Consider the following 21,131-nt stretch of genomic DNA (forward strand, 5'->3'; position numbering starts at 1 on the left):
GATGCACATCAGCGGCTGAATCGGTATTGCCCCTTGCCGCTTTGTTTGGCCAGGTACATCAGACTATCTGCCGATTTCAACAGACTGTTGCTGTCGATGCCATCGTCCGGATACAAAGCGATGCCAATACTGGCGCCTATCTTGGCCTGACTGACCGACAGTTGCACCGGTTCGGCTAATTGCAGCAAAATTTTCTCTGCCACGATCGCCGCATCATCCCGATCTAATAGACCGGTTAATAACACGACAAATTCATCGCCACCAAAACGGGCCACTGTGTCGCTTTTGCGCACACAATATTTCAGCATGGCAGCGACCCGGGTCAGTAGTTCGTCACCGACATCGTGGCCAAAACTGTCATTGACCGCTTTAAAGCCATCTAAATCAATGAATAACAACGCCAGCTTTTCCTGATGCCGCGCATGTTGCAAAACAGCCTGCTCCAAACGCTCTTGCAATAAGGCTCGGTTGGCGAGCTTCGTCAGATCATCGTGCGTGGCCATAAACCGCATTTTTTGTTCCATGTCACGGCGTAACCCCACTTCACGGCGCAATGACATATTCCAGAAAAACACCACAGCAAACAGTAATATCCCCGCGCCGACCACCTGTAACACCAGCGTATAGACCCGGTCCTGCGCCAAATCAGGATCAAAATCCAGCAGGAACCAGCGGTTACGGATCTCAGTGCGGTCAGCGTCCGACAGGGTCCGCAAGCCCTGATCAATGATCTGTAGAAGCTGCGGGTAGTCTTTACGCACGGCAAACAATGACGGCGTCACTGGCATGTCTGGCGGCAAATGCATGCGCAGATTACTGTATTCTGGTTTGCGTAAAGTGCCGCCGGTGACCATCAGCGTGTCGATGGCGAAATTGACTTGTCCCTGCTGCAGCAGTTCGAGGCTCTCGTCATAATGTGACGTTGGCACAATTTTAATCTCAGGGAATTGCTGCTGTAGTAACAGATTGATGTCGTAGTCTTTTTCGATAGCGACTGAGCTGCCACTTAATTCGCGCATCGATGCAACTGATGCTGTATGCCCGAGACTCAGCAAGGCCCATTGTGAAGGCCAGAAATTCAGACTGAAATTTGCTTGTTTTTTGCGCTCCGGCGTATCAGCCATATTGGCAACCATATCGAGTTTGCCATCGAGGAAATCCTGTACCAGCTGCTGCCAATCGAAATAAGTCACCGCGACCAGTTCAGTTCCAAGCCGCTGGTTTAATTTAGTCAGAATGTCCTGCGTCACACCTTTAAACACGCCATCCTGATCAACAAACTCCATCGGCGGCCAGTTCGCCATCACACCGACGCGGATACTGTGATGATTTTTCAGCCATTCCTGTGCTTCGGCTGACAAAGGCACTTGCTGGCGAAAACTGTTGTAAAATCCGGTCTCAGGCCGTGCCAGCCAGCGTTTTTCAATGGCTTCCAGCTGGTCTTGCGTAATGGCCTGAAATCCCTGCCTGATTTTATCTGCCAACTTATTGTCGTCGGCTGACACCAGAACCTGCAGTTCAGTCTGGTAGCGTGGTTGCTCGAGTTTTTTGTAGGCATTAGCGTTCGTTTGCAGGATCCGATGTTGCATGACTAAATCTGAAATAAAAAAACCCGAGATTTCATTGCGTTCAAAAGCCCGAACCATTTCCTCCAGCTTTTCGAAACTGCGGATTTGCAGTACCGGATAATCCCGACGTAATTTCTCAACATACGACGCAGCAGCAAAGACACCGATGGGCAGATTGACCTGCTTGATATCGCTGAACTTCTGGCCTGCACTGTAATAAAACGATGACATCAGACGATAGACCGGCCAGACCTGCCGGACACCTTCTGGAGTTTTGCCTGCAACCGGGAACCCCATATGCGCATCGACCCGGCCTTGTCGCAGCGTTTTTATACCTTCCGTCGTGGTCTCAGGGACCATGGCAATCGGGATCCCCGTTTGATCCGACCAAAGTTGCCACAGATCAACCAACAAGCCCTGCGGCAATCCATTCGGTGTCACATTCATCAGCGGCGGATTACCTTCTGCCATTGCCACCAGCACGGTATTTTCGTCACTGATGCCGCTGAGCCAGCGCCGCTCCAGTTTTTCGACAAAACCTTCAGGTAACGCTGCATACGCTTGGCCGAGATGCGCTGACAGCTCAGGTCGGTTGCGCAAAATAGCATACGTCAGTTCGATTTTTTGCAGCGGCAGTTTGCGAAATAACGGGAATTGTTCCTGGAGCTCTTTAATCCGATCAAAACGCGGACTTAAGCGGTCTTGCGCGGTAAAAGCGCGCAGCTCTCCATTGAGTGCGGCGTTGTATAAATCATCCTGTAATGCAAACTCACGGACTATCAGACCCGGCACCGCCTGTTGCAACGAGACACTATTGGCTGATTGCTGCAAAGCGCCAATCAGATAAGGTTTCAGCTGCTGTAACTGATTAACATTATTCAGGTCCCGATGGACAAACACGTTGCTATAGACGTTGACCAGCGTCGGTCCCAGTAAATATTGTTGTTCACGTTCTGGGTTACGGCTCAAGCCTGCCACGACATCGATATCACCATTAGCCAGCGCTGTGGCGAGCTGGACCCGGGGCAACACGCGGATCTCCAGTGTTAAACCGGCGGTATTTGCCAGCTGATTCCACAAATCGATTACGAGACCAACCGGTTTCTGTTGATTGTCAGAGTAGACATAAGGGTAAATATCGTCGTTGGTGCCAACAACCAGCCGCCCGGATGCCAGCGCCGGATCTGCAGCTTTCAGCGGTGCAGCCACAGTCCACAGGCTGCACAACATACAAATGACCGTTATGATATGCTTCAAATTGCACTCTCTGAACATCAGGCGCTGTGAGCCAGGCCGGACTTGTTATTATGTATTATCTGGGTTGCCCGATGTGGGCAAACGATCAATGGCGCGGCAGCCTGTTTGATGCCGGTTGTCCCGCTTCAGACTTTTTAGCCCAATACAGCCGATATTTCAATGCAGTAGAAGGCAATACCACATTCTATGCCGATCCTTCAGCCGCCACGGTTTTACGCTGGCAGGCAAATGCTGATGCGGGTTTTCGTTTCACATTGAAAGTGCCGCAACAAATCAGTCACCGCCTGCGAGGCACAGAACGTGCTGCTGCGCTGGCACAATGGCTGGACTTATTGCAGCCACTGCGTGCTCAAATCGGCTTGTGTCATTTACAACTCTCTGCCCATTATCTGGCAACCGCCGATGCTGATTTTCCGTCTTTGTTGCAGCAGCTGCGGTCGTTCAGTCCGGTCGCCGTTGAAGTAAGACATCCCGCGCTGTTTACCAAAGGTGACGCCGAACAGCAGCTTCATCAGTTGTTACGGCAAACTGAGTGCGAACGGGTCATTCTCGACAGTCGAGCTTTATTTGCGCAGGCACCTCTGAGTGCAGCGCTACAGGATGCGCAGCAGAAAAAACCACGGCTCCCTGTGCACGTTTGCGCGCTGGGGCACGGCCCGATGTTTCGTTTTATTGGGGTATCAAATCTGGCAGCCAACCGGCCTTTTTATCAGCCTTGGCTGCATAAAATGGCACAGTGGCTCGATGAAGGCCGCACACCTTATGCATTTTTTCATACCGAAGACAATATCAGTGCGCCATTGTTGGCGCGGCAGTTTGCCCGGGAATTGTTTGAATTATGTGGCGAAGACCATCCAGTGCTCCGTCCGTGGCCCGGAGATCTGGCCCCAAGCCAAAATAGCCTGTTCTGAAGTTGTGCCCAAGCGACCGGCTTTTTGCTACTATGACCGCTGATTTCGCCAGCTTTTATCCCGCGTTGTGATGCAAAACATGATACAAAAAGATGCAATTTACGCTGAGCCATTGGCTCAGGTGCAGGACTTCTGTTTCGACGCTGATGTCGTCGAAGTCTTTCCGGACATGATCCAGCGCTCAGTCCCTGGATATCAGACCATTATTCAGACCATCGGTAAACTGACGCAGCGTTACCAGCAAGCCAACAGCCATTATTACGACTTGGGCTGCTCACTTGGTGCTGCAAGTTTAGCGATGCGTCGGCAGCTCAGCGACAGCAGCAGTAAAATCATTGCGGTCGATAACAGCCCGGCGATGGTTGAGCGCTGTCGCATGCATTTACACGCTTTTCGCAGCGATGTGCCATTGGAAGTTCAGCTGGGGGATATCCGCAATTTGGCTATCGACAATGCCGCCATGGTTGTCAGTAATTTTACGCTGCAATTTTTGCCAAAGGCGGACCGGGATGCACTGGTTGCCCGCATTTATCAGGGGTTGAAACCTGGCGGCATTTTCATCCTGTCCGAAAAAGTGGTGTTTGACGACGCTGTAACGCACGACTTGCTGATTGACCTGCACCACGATTTTAAACGTGCCAATGGTTATTCCGAATTGGAGATCAGTCAGAAACGCACCGCGTTGGAAAACGTGATGCGGCCAGACACGCTGGCACAACATCAGCAACGTTTTGCGGCGGCAGGTTTTGTCAGCGCGACCGTTTGGTTCCAATGTTTCAATTTCTGCTCGATGGTTGCGATCAAACAAGGTACTGCCGATGCAAATGTTTAATGATTTTTATGCCTTGATCGCCAACAGCAAACTGGCGCCCTGGCTCAATGTGCTGCCGGCACAGCTCAGCCACTGGTACAAAGAAGCCCTGCATGGTGACTTTAAGCAATGGCAAAAAGTGTTGGATCACCTGCCAAAAACACAAACCGAACAAGTAAACCTGCAGTCAGCGGTGCAGATTGGCGCGGCTGAAGAGCTGTCCGAGGGCGCCCGTCAGCGCCTGGAAGTGTTGCTCAAACAGCTGATGCCATGGCGTAAAGGCCCGTTTGACATTCACGGCCTGCACATTGACACCGAGTGGCGCAGTGACTGGAAATGGGACCGGGTTCTGCCCCACCTGGCGCCGTTACAGCATCGCACTGTGCTGGATGTTGGCTGCGGCAGCGGCTATCACTTGTGGCGGATGCGCGGTGCGGGCGCGGAGCTGGTTGTTGGTATAGATCCAAGCCAACTGTTTTTTTGTCAGTTCCAGGCGATCAAACATTTTTATCCGGATCCGGCGGTGCATTTATTGCCCATCGGCATTGATGACATGCCGGAATTGAAGAGCTTCGATACGGTGTTTTCGATGGGAGTGTTGTATCACCGCCGCTCCCCGCTGGATTTCCTGCAGCAGCTGAAGAACCAGCTGCGTGCAGGTGGTCAGCTGGTGCTGGAAACGCTGGTCGTCCCCGGTGATGCGCAGACGGTGCTGGTACCCACCGACCGTTACGCCAAAATGCGTAATGTCTGGTTTATTCCAAGCACGGCAGCACTTGAACTCTGGCTGTCCCGCGTCGGTTTTCGCGACATCCGCGTGGTCGATTTAAATCAGACCAGTATTGAAGAACAGCGCGCCACCGACTGGATGCAAAATGAAAGTCTGGTTGATTTTCTCGACTCGACTGATCATAGTAAGACCATTGAAGGCTATCCAGCACCGCTGCGGGCGGTAATTGTAGCAACCGCCTGATCTGTCAGAGGAATTTTATGCCGTACCGGCCGAAATCGACATTGGAGCAATGGCGGATCCTGCAGGCAGTGGTTGATGCTGGTGGTTACGCACAAGCAGCAGAGTTACTGAATAAAAGCCAGTCCAGCCTGAACCATGCCGTGGCAAAGCTGCAAAACCAGCTAGGTGTGGAACTGTTACATGTGGTTGGACGCAAAGCATTTCTGACCGCCGCCGGCGAAGTGATGTTACGCCGCTCCCGTTTGCTGACGCAACAAATTGAAGATCTGGAATTGCTGGCCGCCAATATTGACATGGGCTGGGAGCCAGAGCTGCGTCTGGCGGTCGAGATTATCTACCCGCGCGACAAGCTGTATCAGGCGTTGTCGCAATTTTATCCACTCAGTCGTGGCAGCCGGATCCAAATCATCGATACCGTGATCACAGGCAGCGCCGAAATGATCCTCGAGGCCAAAGCAGATTTAGTCATCGCTGCAACGCCGATTGTCCCGCGCGGTTACCTGAGTGAGCCGTTATGCATCACACAAATGGTGCTGGTGTGCGCGCCGGAGCATCCGCTGACGCAGATTGATGCACTGGATGCGGATGAGTTGAGCCAGCATTTACAAATCGTGATCCGCGATACCGGACAAAAACCGGCGGAGAATGCCGGCTGGCTCAAAGCGGAACAACGCTGGACCGTTGGCAATTTTTATGAAGCCATGGTGATCCTGCAACGCGGTTTAGGTTTTTGCTGGCTGCCAGATTTTATCGTACAGCAAGCGTTGCAGGACGGCGTGTTAGTCCGACTGCAACTGAAACAAAGCACAGAGCGGCAAATTCCGCTGTCGCTGGTGATCCCCAAAGAAGACAAATTAGGCCCGGGTGGCCGGCAACTGCGCCAGATCATTCTGGCGGCCCATGGCAAAACAGGACACTGAAGATGAAACCAACCGAACTTTCCGAACTGATGTTACAAAGTGCAAAAGATGCAGTGTCTTATGCTCTGGAAGATCATCAGGTTACACTTGATCTTAGCCTTGAATCCTTGCCTCTGGTCGATGTACTGCTGAGCAGCGTCGCCCATCAGCAACAAAAACAGCGGATGTCAGATGCGCATATGTTTGCGCTGTGTAATATTTTTGGCGCCTATCTGGGTCAGGTTTTTATATCCGTGGTGGGTGGCCAATGGCTGCATCAGACCGGCGATGAAACCGCGCCTTATGTCAGTCTGAACTACAATGGCAAAGAATTTCCGCTGGCCTCATTGGTCTATCACAAGGTCACAAAAAATCCTGATTTAAGCGTCAACGATTACATACGCCAGGCAATCAGCAACGCCATGCAATGACCACGCTGAGCGCTACTGCTCAGTCCTGTACCGGCGCGCGCGGATTAAACCTTTTGTCTTGCCGGCAAACAAGGTAAAATGCGCGCGTTTTTTTATCCCCATTTAACCAAGCCATCGAGGATAACCGTGAGCGAACAAAAAACTTCATTAAGTTACAAAGACGCAGGGGTCGATATTGATGCCGGTGAAGCGCTGGTCGATCGTATCAAGGGTGCGGTGAAGCGCACTACCCGTAAAGAAGTGATTGGTGGCCTCGGTGGTTTTGGCGCTATGTGTCAAATCCCAGCCGGTTATAAAGAACCGGTTTTAGTCTCTGGAACCGACGGTGTTGGTACCAAACTGCGTTTGGCGATGGACTTAGGCCGTCATGACAGCGTCGGTATCGACTTAGTGGCCATGTGTGTGAACGACATCGTGGTTCAGGGCGCTGAGCCACTGTTTTTCCTCGACTACTATGCAACTGGCAAGCTGAACGTTGATACGGCAGCCACCGTGGTTGAAGGTATTGCCCGTGGTTGTGAGCTGTCTGGTTGTGCCCTGGTTGGCGGCGAAACCGCTGAAATGCCGGGCATGTACCATGGCGACGACTATGACATTGCCGGTTTCTGCGTCGGTGTGGTGGAAAAAGCCGAGATCATTGACGGTAGCCTGGTCAAACCAGGCGACCAGCTGATCGCTCTGGCCTCTTCCGGCCCGCACTCCAACGGTTTCTCATTGGTGCGTAAGATCCTCGAAGTCAGCGGCCAGTCTCCTGAAACATTACTGGGCGAAAAGTCTCTGGCTGACCACCTGTTAGCGCCTACCCGCATCTATGTGAAAAACCTGCTGAATCTGATTAAACAACTGCCGGTACACGCGCTGTGTCACATCACTGGCGGTGGTTTCTGGGAAAACATCCCGCGTGTACTGCCAGAGCACACCAAAGCAGTCGTGAACGAACAAAGCTACCAGTGGCCAGCCATTTTCGACTGGTTACAACAACAAGGTAACGTGACCCGTTATGAGATGTACCGGACGTTTAACTGCGGTGTCGGTATGATCGTGGTGGTGAGCCCGGATAACCTGAACAAAGCTCTGGAATTGCTGCAACAAGCCGGCGAGAAAGCCTGGCATATCGGTGAAATCCAGTCTGCCGTCAGTGGTGATGCGCAAGTCGTGATCCCTGGTGTGAACGCATAACGATGAAATCCATCGTTGTGCTCATTTCGGGCAGCGGCTCTAATCTGCAAGCGATCCTCGATGCCTGCAAGGCCGGCTTTATTGCCGGTCGTGTCAGCGCCGTCATCAGCAATAAAGCAGATGTGTTTGGCCTGACGCGGGCAACTGATGCCGGTGTGCCGGCACTGGTGCTGGACCACAAACAATTCGCAGACCGCGCCAGTTATGATGCGGCGCTGTGCCAGACCATTGACCAGCATCAACCTGATTTGGTCGTGCTGGCCGGTTTCATGCGAATTCTGACGCCAGAATTTGTCGCGCATTACAGCGGCCGGTTACTGAATATTCATCCGTCGTTGTTACCCAAATATCAGGGGCTGAATACGCATCAACGGGCCATCGACGCCGGTGATACTGTACACGGTTGCAGCGTGCATTTTGTCACTGCTGAACTCGATGGCGGTCCGGTGGCGCTACAGGCCAAAGTACCGGTATTTCCGGAGGATGACGCTGCTGGCGTAGCTGCACGTGTGCATGAACAGGAACACCGGATCTACCCTTTAGTGGTGCGTTGGTTTTGCCAGGACCGTTTACAACAACAAGCCGATAAGGCATTGTTGGACGGCCAGATCCTTTCACCGCATGGATATGCTGATGATGATGAATAAACAATGGCGCCTTCTGGCGTCATTTTTTTGCCTGAGCCTGCTGACACCAGCCATGGCTCAACAAGTCCCGGTAGTCACGCCGGCTGCACAGCCGGCAGCCGCCACCACTGTAACCGCCGGCCTGAAACCTTTTACTGCCAAGTATCAGGTGCTTCGCTCCGGCAAAGTGCATGGCGATGCTGAGCGCTATCTCAAACCCTGGGGGCAAGGTTTTGAACTGGGTTATAAAAGCAATATCACTTGGTTGATCTTCAAAGATGAACGCCACGAACGTTCGCGCTTTGTGTTCAAAGATGGCCGGCTGCAGCCATTTTTTTATCAGTTGAAACGCTGGGGTACCGGTCCGGGTCGTCACTATGAGTTGAATCTGGACTGGAGCAAGCATGAATTACTGACCGGCAAAGAAAAAGCGCCTAAAACTGTCGAGTGGAACGAACAATGGTTGGATCAGCTGAGTTATCACAGTCAGCTGGTGCTCGAGCTGGCTGCAGGGAAAACCGAATTCAGCTTTGATGTGTTGACTAGACATGGCGACTCGCGCAGCTACCAGTACAAAGTCACCGGCGAAGAGTTGTTGACGCTACCTGCAGGCAAAATCAAAACCATCCGAGTAGAACGGGTTGGCAAAAATCTGGATAAACAGGTTGTCGCCTGGGTTGCGCCTGAGCTGGATTATCTGCTCGTCAAACTGTGGCAAGCCGAAGATAAAGTTGAACAATTTGACGTTCAGCTACAAAGTTACCAGTTCAGTCAATAATCTGGATGGCCAGGTCGCCGGTTAAAACCGGCGCACCATCTCCCCTGCTTTCCATAAGATAGCTTCCCCGGCAGTCATGGCTTGCCAGGCTTCGTTGCAGGTCAGCGGCATGGTTGCCACTATCGTGACCACATCCCGCTCTGTGGTTTCCCGCGTAAAATCGATATCAACATCAACATCCGATAAACGGGCCAGACCAAAGGGTGCCCGCCGGGTGATGTGATGCAATTTAGTGCTGCAATAACAAAACAGATAATCGCCGTCAGACAGCAATAAATTAAACACACCTTGTTGACGCAGCCCATCACAGAGCTTCTTTACAAAAGCAAACAGCAGCGGCCGGCTTTTTGGCCCCTGCGGATACTTCTCTGCCAAAGCGGATAAAATAAAACAGAAAGCCCGTTCACTGTCAGTGGTGCCGACTGGCTGAAACTGGCCGCACGCTAACTGTTTATAGTCGCTGAGCTGACCGTTATGCGCGTAGGTCCAGTAACGTCCCCATAGCTCGCGGGTAAAAGGATGAGTATTCTCCAGCGCCACCCGCCCCCGATTAGCTTGCCGCACATGTGCGACCACTACATTACTTTTAATCGGATAATCAGTGATGAGCTCCGCCACGCGGGAATGATGACTGGCCGCCGCATCTTTAAAAGTCGACACGCCTTTGCCCTGATAAAAAGCGATACCCCAGCCGTCTTTGTGCGGGCCAGTGTTGCCACCCCGCTCACGCAGCCCTTTAAAACTAAAACAAATATCGGTCGGTACGTTGGCCGACATGCCTAACAATTCACACATAAAAACCTTCCAAATCGATGTGCTGCCAGCCTATCAGCGCAATCTGCATCTGACCAGTGCGAGATAGTTCTGCGGTATAACCAAAGTGTTATCCACAAAACTGTACAGTTGTTCAGCTACACTTGACGGGAACTGCATCTGCTTGCTCAGGAACTACTTGCAACTTGCCTTTAAGACTTATACCCTATCGCTGTTAGTGGTCAGACCTCTTATCAGGAGAACAAGATGGAATTACTCGTATTTATCGCTTTACTGCTGGTGCTGGTTGGCATTCTCGCCTACCACAGAGCCAGTCTGACGCTGTTTACCGCAGCAATCGGTGGTTTGTTAGTCCTCGGCAGCTTCTTTGGCACAGTCGGTCTGGTCGGCTGGATCTTGTTTGCCGCAGTTGCGTTACCACTGAATATCGCCAGTATTCGTCAGCAGCACATCACCAAGCCTCTGCTGAAACTGTACCGTAAAATCATGCCGGAAATGTCCACCACCGAAAAAGAAGCGATCGACGCCGGGACCACCTGGTGGGAAGGCGACTTGTTCCGTGGCAACCCGGACTGGCACAAATTACACAATTTCCCAAAACCACGCTTAAGCGCGGAAGAGCAAGCCTTCCTCGATGGCCCGGTTGAAACCGTTCTACGGATGGTGGACGACTGGCATGTCACGCATGAGCGTACTGATTTGTCGCCGGAAGTCTATGCCTACTTAAAAGATCAGGGCTTCTTCGCCATGATCATCAAAAAACAATATGGTGGCCTTGAGTTCTCTGCATACGCGCAATCTTGTGTGCTGCAGAAACTAACCAGTAAGAGCATGGTCCTGTCGAGTACAGTCGGCGTGCCAAACTCGTTAGGCCCCGGTGAATTACTGCAGCACTATGGCACCAAAGAGCAGCAGGATTATTACCTGCCGCGTCTGGCCAAAGGTCTGGAAGTCCCTTGTTTCGCATTAACATCACCAGAAGCTGGCTCTGATGCCGGTGCTATTCCGGATTTCGGCGTGGTCTGTAAAGGTGAATGGGAAGGCAAAGAAATCGTCGGGATGCGCCTGACCTGGAACAAACGCTATATCACGCTGGCGCCTATCGCGACAGTGTTGGGCCTCGCGTTTAAACTGCAGGACCCGGATAATCTGCTCGGTGACAAAGAAGATTTAGGCATCACTTGTGCCTTGATCCCGGTCAGCACAGCAGGCGTGAAGATCGGCCGTCGTCACTTCCCATTAAACGTCCCGTTCCAGAACGGGCCAACGCAGGGACAAGATGTGTTTGTACCGCTCGATTACATCATTGGTGGTCCTGCCATGGCTGGTCAGGGCTGGCGTATGCTGGTTGAATGTCTGTCTGTGGGCCGTGCTATCACCCTGCCGTCAAACAGTACCGGTGGTATCAAGTCCGTTGCTCTGGCAACCGGCGCTTATGCCCGCATCCGTCGTCAGTTCAAATTACCGATCGGTAAAATGGAAGGCGTGGAAGAAATCATGGCGCGGATTGGCGGTTATGCCTACATGTCTGATGCCTCGACAACGATGTCTGTTGGTTCTATCGACCTTGGCGAAAAGCCATCAGTGATCTCTGCCATCACGAAATACCATATGACCGAGCGGATGCGTCAGGCCATCATCGATGCGATGGATGTGCACGGCGGCAAAGGCATCTGTATGGGGCCTAATAACTATCTGGCGCGTGGATATCAGGGCGCACCGGTGGCTATTACGGTTGAAGGTGCCAACATTCTGACCCGCAACATGATCATTTATGGTCAGGGTGCGATCCGTTGCCATCCTTATGTGCTGGCTGAACTGCAGGCCGCACAGCTGGAAGATGAACGTGCAGCAGTCACCGCATTTGACCGTGCTTTGTTTGGTCATATCGGCTTTAGTATCAGCAATTTCTTCCGGACATTCTGGCTGTCGCTGACCAACAGTGCCTTCAGCCATGCACCGGTGCAGGATGAAACGGCAAAATACTATAAACAAATGAACCGTTTCAGCTCAGCATTAGCGCTGATGTCTGATATCGCGATGGCTACGCTTGGCGGTGATTTAAAACGCCGTGAGCGGATCTCAGCGCGTCTTGGTGACATTCTGAGTATGTTGTATATCACTTCATCTATCCTGAAGCGTTACAACGATGAAGGCCGTCAGGTGCAGGATCTGCCACTGGTGCAATGGGGCTGTGAAGACAACCTGTACCGTGCCCAGCTGGCACTGGATGAGTTGTTCGACAACTTCCCGAACCGCGCTGTGGGTATCTTGTTTAAACGCGTGGTATTCCCGTTTGGCCGTTCATTACGTCGTCCGAGTGATCAGGTGGAACATCAGGTCGCCCGCATCATGCAAACACCATGCGAAGCGCGTTCACGGCTGGGAACCCATCTGTATCTGACCGATGAACCTAACAACCTGTTGGGTCAGCTGGAAAAAGCACTGACGGATATTCTGGCAGCCGAACCGCTGTTTGATAAAGTGATGCACGCGGCGAATAAAAAGCTGCCATTCTATCGCTTAAATGAAGTGGCGGAATTAGGCTTGAGCCTTGGTGTGCTGAGCCAGGCAGAAGCCGAGAAGCTGCGTGTGGCCGAAGTGGGCCGGTTAAAAACCATCAATGTCGATGATTTTGACCCGATTGACATGATGGCGGATAAGTCGCTGTTAGAGTCAGACGCTAAAGCTGCGGTACAAGCCGCTTAATCCCGACCGACTCGACTAAGCCGGCCTCTGCGCCGGCTTTTTTCTGTCTGCGATATGGGCAAAACGCCAGCTGATAGGCGCGGCTCTGCACTCATATGGAGACAAAATGCATAGCAGGTGTGAGCAGAGCTGACGCGTGACCGCTTGAGCTGGCCTGAGGGTATTACAGGGAAAAACGCTGTGAGATTTTACTGAATTTCAGAAAAGCAAAAACCCGCAATTGCGGGCTCTGAGAAGATGGTCGGTGATGCAAGATTCGAACTTGCGACCCCTTGGACCCAAACCAAGTGCGCTACCAAGCTGCGCTAATCACCGACATTTTTTTCTTCTTTACCAACTTACACGCTGAATTGGGGTGGCTGATGGGGCTCGAACCCACGACAACCGGAATCACAATCCGGGGCTCTACCAACTGAGCTACAGCCACCGCTGACTTCAACGTTCTCTTTAAGTAAATGGCGCGCCCGATAGGACTCGAACCTATGACCCACGGCTTAGAAGGCCGTTGCTCTATCCAGCTGAGCTACGGACGCAGAACTCGCGGCCACAGAAGCGCTCTACTTAAAGATGGTCGGTGATGCAAGATTCGAACTTGCGACCCCTTGGACCCAAACCAAGTGCGCTACCAAGCTGCGCTAATCACCGACTTCGTTACACTACTGCAACGGGGCGCAATATTACAACCCACCTCAGGCAGCGTCAAACGATTTTTTGCCGTTTCGAATCGTTTGCTTATTATTTGAACCTTCTACGAAATTTCCGCAGAAATCACCGGCAATCCGCTGCAAATATCAACAAATTGAAGCGCTTCCGGCAATTGACTTGGCGCTGCCCTATTGCCTGTGAGAAAATACGCCATCGTATATTTTTCAGATCACAGGCAGATGACATGGCAGCTCAAATTATCGATGGTAAAGCAATCGCGCAGGCAACCCGCAATCAGGTCGCGTTGCGCGTCCAGCAGCGACTGGCTGCCGGCAAACGAGCCCCAGGACTTGCCGTCGTGCTGGTCGGTGCTGATCCAGCTTCACAAGTGTATGTTGGTAGTAAACGCAAAGCCTGTGAAGAAGTCGGTTTTGTGCAGTTTTCGCATGATTTGCCTGCCGACACGACCCAGCAGCAGTTATTTGATCTGATTGACCAGTTAAATGCAGATCCGAGCGTCGACGGTATTCTGGTACAACTGCCATTACCGGCAGGCCTGGACGCATCAACCATTCTGGAACGAATTAATCCGCTGAAGGATGTCGATGGATTCCACCCCTACAATATTGGTCGTTTAGCCCAGCGCATGCCGGCACTGCGGCCCTGTACACCAAAGGGCATCATTAAGCTGCTGCAATCGACCGGAGTGCAAATTCGCGGTATGGACGCTGTGGTGGTCGGGGCTTCCAACATTGTCGGCCGCCCAATGGCGCTGGAGCTGTTATTAGCGGGTTGTACCACGACAGTCTGCCACAAATTCACCAAAAACCTCGAACAGCAGGTTCGCCGCGCTGACTTATTGGTGGTTGCGGTCGGTAAGCCTGAATTTATCCCGGGTGACTGGGTCAAACCTGGTGCATTGGTGATTGACGTCGGGATTAACCGTTTAGATTCCGGCAAGCTGGTTGGTGACGTTGAATTCGATAAAGCCGTGCAACATGCCCGGTTCATCACTCCGGTGCCAGGTGGTGTCGGTCCGATGACGGTGGCCTGTCTGATTGAAAACACGCTGGAAGCCTGCGAACAGTTTCATGACATGTAAGCTAAAGGTTTGGAATCGCCACAAACTGCTCCTGCGTTTGCGGCATACCAACCATCCATGGTTATAAAAAACGCGGCTGATGCCGCGTTTTTTCATTCATCAGAACCCAAATTAACCACGTCGCCAGCTGGTGACGCCGTTTTTATCTTCGACAATGATATTTTTCGCGGTCAGAGCAGCGCGGGCAGCATCAGCAGCAGCCCAGTCCTTCGCAGCGCGGGCCGCATTGCGACTGGCAATTAATGCTTCAATCTCTGCAACATCCCCATCCGAACCACCGGCTTGCAGGAATGACTCCGCGTCGCCCTGCAACACACCGAGGATCTCGCCCAGTTTAATCAGCAATGCAGCCAAATCCGCAGCTTTGCCGGCATCATCGGTTTTGGCTTTGTTGATTTCACGCGCCAGATCAAACAGCACAGGCAGAGCCAGCGCCGTATTAAAATCGTCGTCCATTGCCGCATTAAACTGACGAACATAATCGTTATCCAGGTCCACAGTCGTTGCTGGCGTCACACCGCGCAGCGCCGTGTACAGACGACCCAAAGCCGCGTGTGCCTGTAGCAAGTTTTCCGCCGAATAGTTCAGCTGGCTGCGGTAATGACTGGAGATCAGGAAATAGCGCACAGATTCGCGGTTGTATTCCGCCAGCACGTCTTTCACGGTAAAGAAGTTGCCCAGTGATTTGGACATTTTCTCTTTATCCACCTGCACCATGCCAGTATGGATCCAGGTGTTGACGTATTGCGTGCCGTGCGCGCAGCAACTTTGTGCAATTTCATTTTCATGATGCGGGAACTGCAAATCTGAACCGCCGCCGTGAATATCAAAATGCGTACCTAAGTGTTTGGCGCTCATCGCCGAACATTCGATATGCCAGCCCGGACGACCTGCGCCCCATGGCGATTCCCAGCTTGGCTCACCGGGTTTTGCCATCTTCCACAGCACAAAATCCAGCGGATCGTCTTTGGCCTGGTCAATTTCAACCCGGGCGCCCGCCTGCAGCATATCGAGGTTTTGCTGACTAAGCTGACCGTATTCGGCAAAAGTACTGACATCAAACAGCACATCACCATCGGCCGCGATGTAAGCATGTTTTTTCTCCAGCAATGTCTGAATCAACTCAACGATTTCATGCATGTGGGTGGTGACCCGCGGTTCAATATCCGCGGGCAGAAGGTTTAACGCTTTGAAGTCGGCGTGCATCGCTTCGGTATAACGAGCTGTCAATGCATCACAGCTTTCACCGTTTTCATTGGCGCGACGAATGATTTTGTCGTCAACATCAGTGATATTGCGAACATAAGTAACGTCGTAACCGGAAAAACGTAAGTAGCGATTCATCACATCAAAAGCGACATAAGTGCGGGCATGGCCGACGTGACAGAAATCGTAAATGGTAATACCACAGACATACATGCCGACTTTGCCGGGGACCAAAGGTTTGAACTGTTCTTTCTGGCGGGTCAGCGTGTTGTAAATCTGTAGCATAAAGTCCTCAGTGGATAACAAAAAACATGGCGGCAACAGGCCGCGATAAAGGAGATAGTGTAACACCGCCTACCGGCCTGAGCTATCCTTGCTTTGTGTTCCGCAGCGCATCAGGTACACTAGCGCAAATTTTTTTAAGAGGATGAATAATGGTTACTTTTCATACCAACTTTGGCGTTATCAAACTGCAGTTATTTGCTGATAAAGCGCCAAAAACCGTCGAAAACTTCAAATCATATATTGCAGAAGGTTTCTACGACGGCACCATCTTCCACCGGGTTATCGACGGTTTCATGATCCAGGGTGGCGGTTTTACTCAGGACATGGAGCAAAAAGAGACCAAAGGTCAAATCCAGAACGAAGCAGACAACGGCGTTGCCAACAAAAAAGGCACTATCGCGATGGCGCGTACCAACGACCCACATTCAGCAACCTGCCAGTTCTTTATCAACGTTGCAGACAACAGTTTCCTGAACTTCAGTGGCAAAAACGCCAGTGGCTGGGGCTACTGTGTGTTCGGTGAAGTGGTCGAAGGCATGGACGTGATTGACAAGATCCGTACCGTCGCAACAGGCCGTAAATTCGGTCACGCTGATGTGCCGGTTGAAAACGTCGTGCTCGAGAAAGCCGAATTACATGGCTGAACGCTCGACCCTGCTGATCGCTGATCTGCATTTAAGTCCGGACAGGCCTGATATTACTCAGGCCTTTCTGCATTTTTTGGCCGGCCGCGCACGCGAGGCTGATGCGCTGTATATCCTCGGCGATTTGTTTGAAGTCTGGATTGGCGATGACAATCCGGAACCGTTGCTACAGCAAGTCGCCGCAGCAATCCGGCAACTGACGGAGCAAGGCGTTCCGGTGTATTTTTGCCATGGCAATCGTGATTTTCTGTTAAAACAGGGCTACGCCCGCCGTGCGGGCATGGAATTGTTAACACCGCATACGGTGGTCGATTTTTACGGCACTCCTACCCTGTTAATGCATGGCGACAGCTTGTGCACGCTGGATCTGGGTTATCAGAAATTCCGCCGCTGGTGGGATCAACCCTGGTGGCAGTGGCTGATTTTGCATACGCCATTGTGGTATCGCCAGCATCTGGGTCGCAAAGCCCGTCGGGTCAGTGCCAGTGATAAAATGGCAAAATCGTCGATGATTATGGACGTGACGCCGGCTGAAGTTCCTAAAGTGATGCAATCATTTCAGGTACAACATCTCATCCACGGGCATACGCATCGCCCGGCAGTACACGAGCTACATTTGACTGATGGCCAACCGGCCTGGCGTTATGTATTGGGTGACTGGTATAGCCAAAGTTCGTATCTGGCCGTGAGTCCGTCCGGCTGGCGCTTGCATTTTGCATCATTAATTCCATCACAGCCTGTGACAGACTGAGAATAAATCTGATGAATTACTCTGAGTTATTAGCCCCTATTCACCAGTTTTTGTTGTGTCCAACCCCACAGGCATGGATCAAAAAAGCGCAACAACCTGAACAGCTGGCGGTGCTGCTGCAGGATCATTTACTCTGCGAATTAAAAGCGGCGCAAACTGCCATGCTATTGCTGCGTAAATATGCCGTAGATAAAGCAGGTTCGATGGCGCTGCTGGAGTGGCTGAAGCCGTTTGAAGATTTTGCTTACCGTTTTATTGGCGATGCGGCCTCGCTTCGCAATAGTGTCAAATTGAGCCGCGATTTAGCCGGCCGTCCCGATGTACCATACAGTGACGACATTATCGGCAAAATGGTGTTATTGATCCGCGAAGAATTGCATCATTTTTATCAGGTGTTAGAGATCATGCAGGCTCGCGATATTCCATACCGCAATATCAGCGCGGGCCGTTATGCCAAAGGCCTGATCAGCGCGTGCAAAACACATGAACCACAAATTTTGGTCGACAAATTAATCTGCGGCGCCCTGATAGAAGCCCGTTCGTGTGAACGTTTTGCAGCGCTAGCGGATGTGGTCGACACGGAACTCAGTCAGTTTTACCTTTCGTTGCTCCGCTCAGAAGCAAGACATTTTGACGACTATCTGACATTAGCCCGGCAGATCTCAAAGACTGATATCACCCCCAGAATCCAACATTTCCTGCGCCTTGAAGCAGACCTGATCCAGAGCCCGGATCAGGACTTTAAATTCCACAGTGGCCTGCCCGTCTGATCCAGTTGAACCAGTAGGTCCGTAATCTCTTCAAGCTTACTTGACGACTCAGTCTCTGTTAGCCATACCTTATGTACGAGTGTTCCGTTGTCACTCTGAGACCTCACCTGTAGCAGTAGACAAGGATAACCAAAATGATTTTAAACCACTTATGGGGCTTATACGCTCATCCAAAAGAAGAGTGGCATACTATTGATAACCGCCACGAAAGTCTGAAATACAGCCTGACCCACATTTTACTGGTTGCGCTGATCCCTTCCATCTGTGCCTATTTCTCTGCCGTCAATATCGGCTGGAGTATCGGTGTGGGTGAACCAATTCGTTTGACCTCGGAAAGTGCGGCCATGCTGGCCGTTGCTATGTATGTCGCGCTGATTGTCGGTGTGTTTGCGCTGGCTTATCTGGCGCACTGGATGGCTCATACCTTTGGTTCAGAACCAACCTATACCCAAACCCTTGAACTGGCCTCATATACCTCCACCCCACTATTTATGGTCGGCCTGGCTTCTTTGTATCCGGAGCTTTGGTTTGTCATGCTGGTTGGACTGGCGGGACTGTCTTACTCGGTCTATCTGCTGTATGTCGGCGTGCCTATTCTGATGCATATCCCGGAAGAACGTGGGTTTATCTATGCCAGCTCAGTCGTCACCTGCGGGCTGATTTTATTAGTCTGTGTGTTAACTGCGACCGCTATCTTGTGGAGTTCAGGCTTCGCACCTGTCTTTACGCATTGACGTATCCACAAAAAAAAGGGAGCTATTGCTCCCTTGTGTCTTCGCTCTGACCCGATTAACTTTCGTTATACAGTTCTAGATCAGCAGCCATATTTGCTGCTTTTAAAGCCATTGAATCTTCATTTCGGGCTGCATCCAGGCGATTCAGATAATCCTGAGTGATGTCATTGGTGACATAAACACCGTCAAACACAGATGTTTCGAATTTTTTAATCGCCGGATTCTCTTCACGCACTGCAGCAATCAAATCTTCCAGGGACTGGAAAATCAGCCCGTCGGCGCCAATGATTTTGCAGATACTTTCCACATCATGGCCATGAGCGATCAGCTCGTTTGCTGACGGCATATCAATGCCATAGACGTTCGGGAAACGAATTTCAGGCGCCGCCGAAGCGAAATACACTTTGCTGGCACCAGCTTCGCGCGCCATTTCGATGATTTGACCTGAGGTGGTACCACGGACAATCGAGTCATCGACCAGCAACACGTTTTTGCCTTTAAACTCTTGCTTGATCGCATTGAGTTTACGCTTGACTGATTTCTTCCGCTCGCCCTGTCCCGGCATAATAAAAGTGCGGCCGATGTAGCGGTTTTTTACATAGCCCTGGCGATACTGTAATCCCAGTTCATGCGCAATATGCAAAGCGGCATCATTACTTGTTTCCGGAATAGGAATAACTACATCAATATCCAAATGCGCCCATTCTTTTTTGATTTTCTGGCCGAGCTTTTTCCCCATATTCACACGGGATGCATACACCGACACATTATCGATGGTTGAATCCGGCCGGGCAAAATACACATATTCAAAAATACAGGGGGTATAGGTCGGATTTTCTGCACATTGCTGGCTATACAGCTGGCCATCTTCAGTAATGTAGACCGCTTCACCCGGCATCACATCACGCAGCACAGTAAAACCATCTGCATCAAGCGCAACACTTTCAGAAGCGACCATATACTCAGTGCCAAGCTCGGTTTCGCGTTTGCCCATCACTAAAGGGCGAATGCCGTTTGGATCACGAAACGCCACCAGACCATGGCCGATGATCAATGCCACCACCGCATAACCACCGCGGACTTTGCGATGCACACTGGCAACAGCACGGAAAATTGCATCCGGCATCAGATGCAGCGCGTTGTCGCATTGTAATTCATGCGCAAAAGCATTCAGCAATACTTCGGAATCAGAGCTGGTGTTGACGTGACGGCGGGCGTCATTAAACAGCTGATCTTTAACTTCATCGGCATTGGTCAAATTGCCGTTGTGTGCCAGGGCAATACCAAACGGACTGTTGACATAAAACGGTTGTGCTTCTGCAGTACTGGCTGAACCAGCTGTCGGATACCGCACATGGCCGATACCGATATTGCCAGCCAGACGCTGCATGTGCCGCGCTTCAAATACATCTTTGACCAGACCATTCGCCTTGCGTAAACGCAGACGATTCTGGTCCACAGTGACTATGCCGGCAGCATCCTGACCGCGATGTTGCAAGACGGTGAGGCCGTCATACAACGCCTGATTGACCGGATATTTACCTACGATACCAACAATACCACACATGGAACCTTACCTCGTCAGAACAGATGTCTGTTGCATAAAACTCGAGTTGTCTTTCAGATAGGTGAAAAACCACTCAATGATAAAATCAAATTCGGGGATCAGGATCGACGCTTTCCACCACTCAGAACTGGCAGACGGCGTAAAAGCATCCAGGAAAAACAGCAGTGCACTCACCACCAGTACGCCACGCAGCGCACCGAATACCAGCCCTAACAGCCGGTCTGTGCCACTTAAGCCAGTTGACTGCACCAGCTTACCAATCAGGAAATTCAGCAGTCCGCCAATCAGCAGACAAGAGATAAACAGGATACCCACCGCAACAGCATTACGGATTAAAGCATTGTCTATATTAGAGAAAAACGGTGCGAGATAGGGATAATAATGACTGGCAACAAAGAAGGCCAGTACCCAAATGATCAACGAAATAGCTTCTTTCACAAAGCCGCGGATTAGACTGATCAGTGTCGATAATCCGATGATTGCCAGAATGGCGTAATCAACCCAAACCATT

The 21,131-nt window shown here is 51.4% G+C and carries 19 protein-coding genes and 4 tRNA genes; 14 read left to right on the plus strand and 9 right to left on the minus strand.

Annotated elements, in window-relative coordinates:
- Positions 1 to 8 precede the first annotated feature (8 nt).
- A complete protein-coding gene (locus ACQ66Q_RS07950; protein WP_430456298.1) occupies positions 9 to 2,798 on the minus strand; it encodes a transporter substrate-binding domain-containing protein in 2,790 nt (929 codons plus the stop codon).
- 98 nt (positions 2,799 to 2,896) lie between these two features.
- Here ACQ66Q_RS07950 and ACQ66Q_RS07955 point away from each other — a divergent pair, with 98 nt between their 5' ends.
- The 8 genes from ACQ66Q_RS07955 (at position 2,897) to ACQ66Q_RS07990 (ending at position 9,433) form a co-directional block, all read left to right on the plus strand.
- Entirely contained in the window at positions 2,897 to 3,736 is an 840-nt protein-coding gene (locus ACQ66Q_RS07955) for a DUF72 domain-containing protein (protein ID WP_430456299.1), read from the plus strand.
- 70 nt (positions 3,737 to 3,806) lie between these two features.
- Positions 3,807 to 4,568 (plus strand): carboxy-S-adenosyl-L-methionine synthase CmoA, encoded by a 762-nt coding sequence (cmoA, locus tag ACQ66Q_RS07960; RefSeq protein WP_430456300.1) that lies wholly within the window; start codon positions 3,807 to 3,809, stop codon positions 4,566 to 4,568.
- Complete coding sequence (cmoB, locus tag ACQ66Q_RS07965) at positions 4,555 to 5,520, plus strand: tRNA 5-methoxyuridine(34)/uridine 5-oxyacetic acid(34) synthase CmoB (protein WP_430456301.1); 966 nt, start codon at positions 4,555 to 4,557, stop codon at positions 5,518 to 5,520. The genes cmoA and cmoB overlap by 14 nt, the downstream gene beginning before the upstream one ends.
- Before the next feature lie 17 nt (positions 5,521 to 5,537).
- The gene (locus tag ACQ66Q_RS07970; protein ID WP_430456302.1) at positions 5,538 to 6,440 is read left to right on the plus strand and encodes a LysR family transcriptional regulator; all 903 of its coding nucleotides are present in this window, start codon (positions 5,538 to 5,540) and stop codon (positions 6,438 to 6,440) included.
- A gap of 2 nt (positions 6,441 to 6,442) precedes the next feature.
- Positions 6,443 to 6,850: a hypothetical protein gene (locus ACQ66Q_RS07975; RefSeq protein ID WP_430456303.1), complete on the plus strand. Its 408-nt coding sequence runs from the start codon at positions 6,443 to 6,445 to the stop codon at positions 6,848 to 6,850.
- A 126-nt stretch (positions 6,851 to 6,976) separates the two neighbouring features.
- The gene (gene purM, locus ACQ66Q_RS07980; protein WP_430456304.1) at positions 6,977 to 8,029 is read left to right on the plus strand and encodes a phosphoribosylformylglycinamidine cyclo-ligase; all 1,053 of its coding nucleotides are present in this window, start codon (positions 6,977 to 6,979) and stop codon (positions 8,027 to 8,029) included.
- A gap of 2 nt (positions 8,030 to 8,031) precedes the next feature.
- The gene (purN, locus tag ACQ66Q_RS07985) at positions 8,032 to 8,676 is read left to right on the plus strand and encodes a phosphoribosylglycinamide formyltransferase (protein WP_430456305.1); all 645 of its coding nucleotides are present in this window, start codon (positions 8,032 to 8,034) and stop codon (positions 8,674 to 8,676) included.
- Positions 8,663 to 9,433, plus strand: a complete 771-nt coding sequence (locus ACQ66Q_RS07990; RefSeq protein WP_430456306.1) for a DUF3108 domain-containing protein — start codon at positions 8,663 to 8,665, stop codon at positions 9,431 to 9,433. Before purN ends, ACQ66Q_RS07990 begins: the two co-directional genes overlap by 14 nt.
- 21 nt (positions 9,434 to 9,454) lie before the next feature.
- Here the strand turns inward: ACQ66Q_RS07990 and ACQ66Q_RS07995 are convergent, their stop codons facing one another.
- Positions 9,455 to 10,228 carry a class II glutamine amidotransferase gene (locus ACQ66Q_RS07995; RefSeq protein WP_430456307.1) on the minus strand — a complete coding sequence of 258 codons (774 nt, stop codon included), beginning with the start codon at positions 10,226 to 10,228 and terminating at the stop codon, positions 9,455 to 9,457.
- A gap of 225 nt (positions 10,229 to 10,453) precedes the next feature.
- On the opposite strand from ACQ66Q_RS07995, the gene fadE reads away from it, so the two are divergent.
- Positions 10,454 to 12,916: an acyl-CoA dehydrogenase FadE gene (gene fadE, locus ACQ66Q_RS08000; RefSeq protein ID WP_430456308.1), complete on the plus strand. Its 2,463-nt coding sequence runs from the start codon at positions 10,454 to 10,456 to the stop codon at positions 12,914 to 12,916.
- A gap of 238 nt (positions 12,917 to 13,154) precedes the next feature.
- Here the strand turns inward: fadE and ACQ66Q_RS08005 are convergent.
- The 4 genes from ACQ66Q_RS08005 to ACQ66Q_RS08020 form a co-directional block, all read right to left on the minus strand.
- Positions 13,155 to 13,231: transfer RNA gene (locus ACQ66Q_RS08005), tRNA-Pro, on the minus strand.
- Positions 13,232 to 13,267: 36 nt separating this feature from the next.
- Positions 13,268 to 13,343, minus strand: a tRNA-His gene (locus ACQ66Q_RS08010).
- Positions 13,344 to 13,372: 29 nt separating this feature from the next.
- Positions 13,373 to 13,449: transfer RNA gene (locus ACQ66Q_RS08015), tRNA-Arg, on the minus strand.
- A 35-nt stretch (positions 13,450 to 13,484) separates the two neighbouring features.
- Positions 13,485 to 13,561 (minus strand) — tRNA-Pro (locus ACQ66Q_RS08020).
- Positions 13,562 to 13,805: 244 nt separating this feature from the next.
- Between ACQ66Q_RS08020 and folD the strand changes: the two genes are divergently transcribed.
- Entirely contained in the window at positions 13,806 to 14,663 is an 858-nt protein-coding gene (folD, locus tag ACQ66Q_RS08025; RefSeq protein WP_031571740.1) for a bifunctional methylenetetrahydrofolate dehydrogenase/methenyltetrahydrofolate cyclohydrolase FolD, read from the plus strand.
- A 111-nt stretch (positions 14,664 to 14,774) separates the two neighbouring features.
- Here the strand turns inward: folD and cysS are convergent, their stop codons facing one another.
- Entirely contained in the window at positions 14,775 to 16,154 is a 1,380-nt protein-coding gene (cysS, locus tag ACQ66Q_RS08030; RefSeq protein ID WP_430456309.1) for a cysteine--tRNA ligase, read from the minus strand.
- Between the two features lie 149 nt (positions 16,155 to 16,303).
- Between cysS and ACQ66Q_RS08035 the strand changes: the two genes are divergently transcribed.
- The 4 genes from ACQ66Q_RS08035 to ACQ66Q_RS08050 all read left to right on the plus strand — a co-directional run bounded on the left by ACQ66Q_RS08035 (position 16,304) and on the right by ACQ66Q_RS08050 (position 19,053).
- A complete protein-coding gene (locus ACQ66Q_RS08035) occupies positions 16,304 to 16,798 on the plus strand; it encodes a peptidylprolyl isomerase (RefSeq protein ID WP_430456310.1) in 495 nt (164 codons plus the stop codon).
- Entirely contained in the window at positions 16,791 to 17,549 is a 759-nt protein-coding gene (gene lpxH, locus ACQ66Q_RS08040) for a UDP-2,3-diacylglucosamine diphosphatase (protein WP_430456311.1), read from the plus strand. Before ACQ66Q_RS08035 ends, lpxH begins: the two co-directional genes overlap by 8 nt.
- An 11-nt stretch (positions 17,550 to 17,560) precedes the next feature.
- Positions 17,561 to 18,319, plus strand: a complete 759-nt coding sequence (gene miaE, locus ACQ66Q_RS08045; RefSeq protein WP_430456312.1) for a tRNA isopentenyl-2-thiomethyl-A-37 hydroxylase MiaE — start codon at positions 17,561 to 17,563, stop codon at positions 18,317 to 18,319.
- Between the two features lie 134 nt (positions 18,320 to 18,453).
- Positions 18,454 to 19,053: a Yip1 family protein gene (locus tag ACQ66Q_RS08050; RefSeq protein ID WP_430456313.1), complete on the plus strand. Its 600-nt coding sequence runs from the start codon at positions 18,454 to 18,456 to the stop codon at positions 19,051 to 19,053.
- A gap of 55 nt (positions 19,054 to 19,108) precedes the next feature.
- Here the strand turns inward: ACQ66Q_RS08050 and purF are convergent, their stop codons facing one another.
- Together purF and ACQ66Q_RS08060 are read right to left on the minus strand one after the other, a co-directional pair.
- Positions 19,109 to 20,620, minus strand: a complete 1,512-nt coding sequence (gene purF / locus ACQ66Q_RS08055) for an amidophosphoribosyltransferase (RefSeq protein ID WP_430456314.1) — start codon at positions 20,618 to 20,620, stop codon at positions 19,109 to 19,111.
- A gap of 6 nt (positions 20,621 to 20,626) precedes the next feature.
- Entirely contained in the window at positions 20,627 to 21,130 is a 504-nt protein-coding gene (locus ACQ66Q_RS08060) for a CvpA family protein (RefSeq protein ID WP_208932279.1), read from the minus strand.
- Position 21,131: the final 1 nt, after the last annotated feature.

The organism is Rheinheimera sp. (assembly GCF_965283995.1).
Taxonomy (GTDB): domain Bacteria; phylum Pseudomonadota; class Gammaproteobacteria; order Enterobacterales; family Alteromonadaceae; genus Pararheinheimera.

Bases quoted from the DNA above. Each gene is read 5' to 3' on its own strand.
- ACQ66Q_RS07950 (WP_430456298.1), bottom strand. From the start codon at position 2,798: ATGTTGTGCAGCCTGTGGACTGTGGCTGCACCGCTGAAAGCTGCAGAT.
- ACQ66Q_RS07955 (WP_430456299.1), top strand. From the start codon at position 2,897: ATGTGGGCAAACGATCAATGGCGCGGCAGCCTGTTTGATGCCGGTTGT.
- cmoA (WP_430456300.1), top strand. From the start codon at position 3,807: ATGCAAAACATGATACAAAAAGATGCAATTTACGCTGAGCCATTGGCT.
- cmoB (WP_430456301.1), top strand. From the start codon at position 4,555: ATGCAAATGTTTAATGATTTTTATGCCTTGATCGCCAACAGCAAACTG.
- ACQ66Q_RS07970 (WP_430456302.1), top strand. From the start codon at position 5,538: ATGCCGTACCGGCCGAAATCGACATTGGAGCAATGGCGGATCCTGCAG.
- ACQ66Q_RS07975 (WP_430456303.1), top strand. From the start codon at position 6,443: ATGAAACCAACCGAACTTTCCGAACTGATGTTACAAAGTGCAAAAGAT.
- purN (WP_430456305.1), top strand. From the start codon at position 8,032: ATGAAATCCATCGTTGTGCTCATTTCGGGCAGCGGCTCTAATCTGCAA.
- ACQ66Q_RS07990 (WP_430456306.1), top strand. From the start codon at position 8,663: ATGATGATGAATAAACAATGGCGCCTTCTGGCGTCATTTTTTTGCCTG.
- ACQ66Q_RS07995 (WP_430456307.1), bottom strand. From the start codon at position 10,228: ATGTGTGAATTGTTAGGCATGTCGGCCAACGTACCGACCGATATTTGT.
- fadE (WP_430456308.1), top strand. From the start codon at position 10,454: ATGGAATTACTCGTATTTATCGCTTTACTGCTGGTGCTGGTTGGCATT.
- folD (WP_031571740.1), top strand. From the start codon at position 13,806: ATGGCAGCTCAAATTATCGATGGTAAAGCAATCGCGCAGGCAACCCGC.
- cysS (WP_430456309.1), bottom strand. From the start codon at position 16,154: ATGCTACAGATTTACAACACGCTGACCCGCCAGAAAGAACAGTTCAAA.
- ACQ66Q_RS08035 (WP_430456310.1), top strand. From the start codon at position 16,304: ATGGTTACTTTTCATACCAACTTTGGCGTTATCAAACTGCAGTTATTT.
- lpxH (WP_430456311.1), top strand. From the start codon at position 16,791: ATGGCTGAACGCTCGACCCTGCTGATCGCTGATCTGCATTTAAGTCCG.
- miaE (WP_430456312.1), top strand. From the start codon at position 17,561: ATGAATTACTCTGAGTTATTAGCCCCTATTCACCAGTTTTTGTTGTGT.
- ACQ66Q_RS08050 (WP_430456313.1), top strand. From the start codon at position 18,454: ATGATTTTAAACCACTTATGGGGCTTATACGCTCATCCAAAAGAAGAG.
- purF (WP_430456314.1), bottom strand. From the start codon at position 20,620: ATGTGTGGTATTGTTGGTATCGTAGGTAAATATCCGGTCAATCAGGCG.
- ACQ66Q_RS08060 (WP_208932279.1), bottom strand. From the start codon at position 21,130: ATGGTTTGGGTTGATTACGCCATTCTGGCAATCATCGGATTATCGACA.